Genomic DNA, 1039 nt, shown 5'->3' on the forward strand with positions numbered 1-1039 from the left:
AGCAATTTTATCTACCGTGCAATCAAGATAATCATTAAACATTCTACGGTTCGGCAAGCCTGTTAATGGATCATAGTAAGCCAGCCTCTCAATATTTTCTTCTGCCTGCTTTTTTTCGGTAATATCTCGGGCGATCCACAGAACATGCTTTTTTTCTGGCTGCTCAGGCAAGTAATGATTGATCGGACAGATTCGCCCTTCAAAGACCCTGCGTCCCCCCTTCACTTCTAGAGTATATTCAAGAAATTCCAGCTCTGAATACTCGAGCGCCCGCCTAATAGCAGAAGTCAGCTGAACAGCGGTATCACAATCAATCACTTCTCGTATATTTTTACCGATAAGTTCTGAACTATTGACAACCAGTAGCTCACCATTGCCACCATAGATATCGATATAATTACCTTCTTCATCGAGAATGAGGCCCAAATCGGGAATGACGGAGATAAAAGCTTTGAGCTTTTCGTTGGATGTTTTTAGCTGGGCATTCAAGACTTGTTCACGCTGCATTGAATACTCTCTTTCAATTGCTATACGAGATAAGCCAGTGAAGTGATCAATTAACTTAAGGTCTTCAGGTTCAGGGAAGCGAATCTCGGGGTAATAAATAGCAAAGGTGCCCAAAACCTCACCTGTTGAAGAGACAATGGGCGTCGACCAACAAGCGACTAGGTTGTGAGGTAAAGCAAGGCCTTTAAAGTCCGCCCACAAGGGGTCTGTAGCGATATCGGCAACAATCACCTGCCGCTTAGTAAACGCAGCCGTGCCGCAAGAGCCAACGCTTTCGCCTATTTCGACACCATTAACAGCGTCACAATATGCCTTAGGCAAACTCGGTGCTGCGCCGTGGTGTAAGTTGTTCCCTTTCAATAAAAGAATCGAGCTCTTGCCGGCCTTGCTTGCCAAGGCCTGCTCGATTGAACTACAGATTTCTTCCAAGCACTCTGGTAGAGACGCGCCCGACGAAACCATTTCGGTAATCGATTGCTGAGCGCGTAATAATTTCTCCAGGACCTCTTGATCCATAACGACCCTCTATTGC

Annotated in this window: 1 protein-coding gene; it reads right to left on the minus strand. The window is 45.7% G+C overall.

Annotated features, from left to right (window positions below):
- A partial coding sequence (locus A3735_RS01045; protein WP_156499295.1) for a GAF domain-containing protein occupies positions 1-1023 on the minus strand: 1023 nt, incomplete at its 3' end.
- Between the last annotated feature and the right edge of the window lie 16 nt (positions 1024-1039).

Source organism: Oleiphilus sp. HI0061, assembly GCF_001635675.1.